Source organism: Pseudomonas sp. XP2, from assembly GCF_053557975.1.
Window position 1 is genome coordinate 26,311 of sequence record NZ_JBNRIK010000018.1, and the last position, 4,699, is coordinate 31,009.

Below are 4,699 nucleotides of genomic sequence, written 5' to 3' on the forward strand. Positions count from 1 at the left end.
CCGACAACCGCGGCGTCGCCAGGTCCAGCCCGGCTTCATCCAGCTGCCGCTTCAGCGCCAGGTTGAACGCCCGTGACACTTCCCACTGCTTGATCGGCGCGGTCTTGAACCGGGCCCGCAAGATCGCCGACCCCGATTCGAAACTCTCCACGCCTTGCAGCTCCAGCGGTGACCAGATGTTGCGGCGCATCAATGGGTCATTGCGCAGCTTCTGCCCCACCTCGCGAACCAGCGTGATCGCCTGGTCGATGTTCATGCTGTGCGGGACCGCAACGCGGAAGATCGCGTAGCCAAACTCCCGCGAGTAGTTCTTGATGCTCTTGATCTCGCTGAACGGGATGGTGTGCACGATGCCGTCGATGTCCCGCAGGCGCACGGTACGGATGGTCAGCCCCTCTACCGTGCCCAGGTGCCCGCCCACGTCCACGTAGTCGTCGATGGCCAGCGAGTCTTCGATGATGATGAACAACCCGGTGATCAGGTCGGCCACCAGCGATTGCGCACCAAAGCCGATGGCCAGGCCGATCACACCGGCACCGGCCAGCAGCGGGGTCACGTTCATGCCCATGTTGGCCAAGGCGACAATCACCGCAATGATGAAGATGACCACGAACAGCACGTTGCGGATCAACGGCATCATGGTTTGCGCACGAGCGTTCGCCAGGCCCCGGCGCGAACGCACCAGGGCGTGGTGCACGGCGGTGTCGGCAAGGATCCACACCAGCCAGGCGACGATCAGCGTGCCGGCCAGGCCCAGCAGGCGCAGGCTCACTTCATGGCCGTCGCCCTCGGCAAAGCCGATCATCGACAGGCCCCACACCCGCAGGCCCAGTTCGATGAACACCAGCCAGATGAACAGGTGCACCAGCAGGTAGCCGAAGTTGCGCAGGCGTTCGGCATACACCGCCTGGCGCTTGTTGGCGCGTTTGGGGTTGGCGGCGTGGCGGCGCACCAGGCCGTTGAGCACCATGCACACCACCACCAGCACCGTGCACATCAGCGACTGGCGCAGGGCGGTGCTGGTGTCACCGGCCGAGACAAAGGTGGCGAACAGCGAAATGGCCACCAGGATCAGCGCCGGTATGAACCAGAAGCTACCGAGGATCTCGATGGTGTCGCTGAGGGTTCGCCGGGTCAGGCGCCGTGCCAGCGGCTGGTTGCGGATCAGGTGGGCGATGGGGCGGCGGAAGCGCAGGATGAACAGCCCGGTGCACAGTGCGGCGATGACGTTGGCCAAGGTCGCCAGGGCATGGGCCAGGTGGGTCCCCAGTGCGACCAGCATGCGCGGGTCGCTCATGGCCTCGCCAAACGCTGCGAAGCTGCCGATCAGCCACAGCGGGCGAAATGCCTGATGCCGCAGGATATGCAGGGCGCGGTGGCGGTGCGGGCCGTCGAGCAGCGAGAAGGCGATCACGCAGATGGCCGAGAAGCAGGTGCCGACGACCAGTGCGTAGGCCAGCACCATGGCCAGCGATTTACCCAGTGACGGTGGCAGCACAACGCTCAGGTACACGGTGAACACCAGCGCCACCAGCCAAGGGCCGAGCTTGCGCAGGGCAAAGCGCACCAGGTCCCAGGTACGCGGGTGCTGGGGTAGTTCTTCGCTCAGGCCAAAGCGCAGGCGTATCCGGTGGCCGACCCAGTTGAAGGCGTAGGCCAGCACGCTCCACACGGCAATGACGGCGGCAAAGCCGAACAGGATCGCCGGCCACTGGTGCACCGGCACTACCAGGTCGGTCAGTTCGGCTTGGGCTTGTTCGATTTCTGCCGCCCAGCGGTGAAACGGGCTGGCATCGCCGCTGAACTGTTTTTCAAAATCATGCAGCGCGCCGCCAATCAGGCCGAGCACGCCCTGTTCCACGCTGGGCTGCGATTGCCTGGTGGCGTCGCGCAGCTTTTTAAGATCGGCCAGCAGCTTGGCCCGCTGCTGGTCGTTTTCCAGGTTCTTGATCACTTCGTCCAGCGACTTGCCCAGCGGCTCGGTAGCCTCCGGTTGCGCGGGCGCACTGCCGCCCAGCAGGCCGGGCAGGCCCGCTGCCTGTACCGGAGTGATGAACAGCAGCAGGAGAAGGAACAGGTAACGCAGGAGGGCAGGCACGGGCAAATCTACCTCAGGTCAAACGATTGACCGAGTGTAGAGGTTTATGTCGGCAGTTTCTCGAGGATCTTCCAGCAGGTGAGGCCAAAGATACCCAAGGTGCCGATCCACATCATCAGTACACCGATATTGCGCTCGCGCATGCTGAAGCCAATGGTCAGCAGCAGCAGGAACAGGAACACCGGCACGAACAGTGACAGGAACGGTGACATGGACAGCAATCCTTTTGCAGTGGGGCCATGTAACAAGCATAGCGCTTGGCAAGCGAGGCGGGATTGACCTTTAGCAGGCCCGGCCTCTTCGCGGGCTTGCCCGCTCCCACAGGTACAGCGCAGTTCCCGAAGGTTGTGCGGTCCCTGTGGGAGCGGGCGTGCCCGCGAAGGGGCCGGGCCTGCTTACATCAAGGCAGCTCGCGGCTTCGGTAGAAGGCAGTCAGTACCTTCACCAGGTGCGCCAGGTCGTGGCTGCCGCACAGTTCGCGAATGGAATGCATGGCAAAGGTCGGCAAGCCGATATCCACCGTGCGCACGCCCAGGTGGCTGGCTGTAATCGGGCCGATGGTCGAGCCACAGCCCATGTCGCTGCGCACCACAAAGCTTTGTACCGGCACTTCCTCGGCCATGCACAGGTGGCGGAAGAAACCGGCGGTTTCGCTGTTGGTGGCGTAGCGCTGGTTGTTGTTTACCTTGATCACCGGCCCGGCGTTGAGCTTGGGCCCGTGGTTGCCGTCGTGCTTGTCGGCGTAGTTGGGGTGCACGCCGTGGGCGTTGTCGGCCGACACCATCAGCGAGCGCTGGATGGTGCGCACGTAGGCGTCGCCATCGGGCAGCAAGCGCTGCAGGGTCTGCTCCAGCATCGGGCCGTCGGCGCCGCAAGCCGAGCTGCTGCCGACTTCTTCGTGGTCGTTGCACACCAGCACGCAGGTTTCGTCACTGTCGGCGGCCAGCAGGGCTTGCAGGCCGGCGTAGCACGACAGCAGGTTGTCCAGGCGCGCCCCGGCGATGAAGTCGCCGTTCAGGCCGACCAGCGCGGCGTCCTGGGTGTCGTAGAAGCTCAGTTCGTAATCCAGCACCACGTCTGCGATCAGCTCGTGCTCGCGGGCCAGTTGCTCGGTGAGCAGGGCGCGGAAGTCGATACGCTCATCACCCGCTACCTGAGCCAGGATGGGCGGCAACTCGTTCTGCGGGTTGATCGCCCAGCCTTCATTGGCAGTGCGGTTCAGGTGGATGGCCAGGTTGGGGATGATCGCGATCGGCAGCTTGAAGTCGATCAGCTGGCTTTCAACTTTGCCGTCACGGCGGTAGGTGACACGGCCGGCCAGGGAAAGGTCACGGTCGAACCATGGCGCCAGCAGGGCGCCGCCATACACTTCCACACCCAACTGCAGGAAGCCCTGGCGCTGCAGCTCGGGCTGCGGCTTGACGCGCAGGCACGGGCTGTCGGTGTGGGCACCGACCATACGGATACCGTTGAGCAACGGTGCCTGCTTGCCCAGTTTGATGGCGATGATCGACGAGTCGTTACGGGTGACGTAGTAGCGGCCGCCAGGCACGGTGGCCCAGCTGTCGCGCTCGTCCAGGCGCTGATAGCCTGCAGCTTCCAGGCGTTGGGCCAGGCTGGCGGTGGCGTGGAAGGGCGTGGGGGAGGCCTTGAGGAATTCGATAAGGCCAGTATTCAGTGCATCGCGCATAGCTCACTCCAGACAGCAGTGGCGCGAGTTTAACGCACAATGTCGACAATATGTGTCTGCCTCTTCGCGGGCCTGCCCGCTCCCACCGGTACTGCACACATTTCCAACGCAGGGTCATCCCCGTGGGAGCGGGCGAGCCCGCGAAGAGGCCGGGACAGCCAGCCGAAAATCAGAAGGGCGCGGGGCACTCGAACTTCAACCGCTCACCGGACACTGGGTGGGTAAAGCTCAACATGGAGGCATGCAGGCACAGCCGCTCATGGGCCGCCAGTGCTTCGGGGTTGGCATACAGCCGGTCACCCAGCAGCGGGTGGCCGATCGACAGCATGTGCACGCGCAACTGGTGCGAGCGCCCGGTGATCGGCGTCAGTTCTACCCGGCAGTAGTCACCGCAGCGCTCGACGATGCGCCAGAAGGTCAGCGCATGTTTGCCCTGCTCGTGGTCCACCACATGCCGTGGCTTGGTTGGCGGGTCGTAGCGCAGCGGCAGGTCGATGCTGCCGCTGTCCAGTGCCGGTTGGCCCCAGCACAGTGCGGTGTAGGCCTTCTCGGTTTCGCGGTCGTGGAACTGCCGCGACAGCTCGCGGTGGCTGTCGGCATCGCGGGCCAGCAGGATGATGCCGGAGGTTTCCCAGTCCAGGCGGTGCACGATAAGCGCGTCGGGGTAGCCGTTTTCCTGCAGGCGGGTGATCAGGCAGTCCTTGTTATCCTCGGCGCGGCCGGGCACCGACAGCAGCAGGGTCGGCTTGTTGATCACCAGGATGGCGGCGTCTTCGTGCAGGATCTGGATATTGGACAGCGGCATTGCATGGTCTCTGTTAAATCGGGAGAAAAAAGCGGGGCCGCTCTGCGGCCCATTCGCGGCACAAGGCCGCTCCTACAGGGGATTGCGATCCCTTGTAGGCGCGGCC

The 4,699-nt window shown here is 64.3% G+C and carries 4 protein-coding genes; all 4 read right to left on the minus strand.

Features of this window, described 5'->3' with window-relative positions; all coding sequences use genetic code 11:
• Positions 1 to 2,098: mechanosensitive ion channel family protein (locus tag ACK1VC_RS18940; RefSeq protein ID WP_449118016.1), on the minus strand; the 2,098-nt coding region annotated here is incomplete at its 3' end.
• Between the two features lie 44 nt (positions 2,099 to 2,142).
• Positions 2,143 to 2,310, minus strand: a complete 168-nt coding sequence (locus ACK1VC_RS18945) for a hypothetical protein (protein WP_012271002.1) — start codon at positions 2,308 to 2,310, stop codon at positions 2,143 to 2,145.
• A gap of 188 nt (positions 2,311 to 2,498) precedes the next feature.
• Positions 2,499 to 3,788, minus strand: a complete 1,290-nt coding sequence (locus ACK1VC_RS18950; protein ID WP_060518720.1) for a M18 family aminopeptidase — start codon at positions 3,786 to 3,788, stop codon at positions 2,499 to 2,501.
• A 169-nt stretch (positions 3,789 to 3,957) separates the two neighbouring features.
• Complete coding sequence (locus ACK1VC_RS18955; protein WP_011532730.1) at positions 3,958 to 4,593, minus strand: RluA family pseudouridine synthase; 636 nt, start codon at positions 4,591 to 4,593, stop codon at positions 3,958 to 3,960.
• Between the last annotated feature and the right edge of the window lie 106 nt (positions 4,594 to 4,699).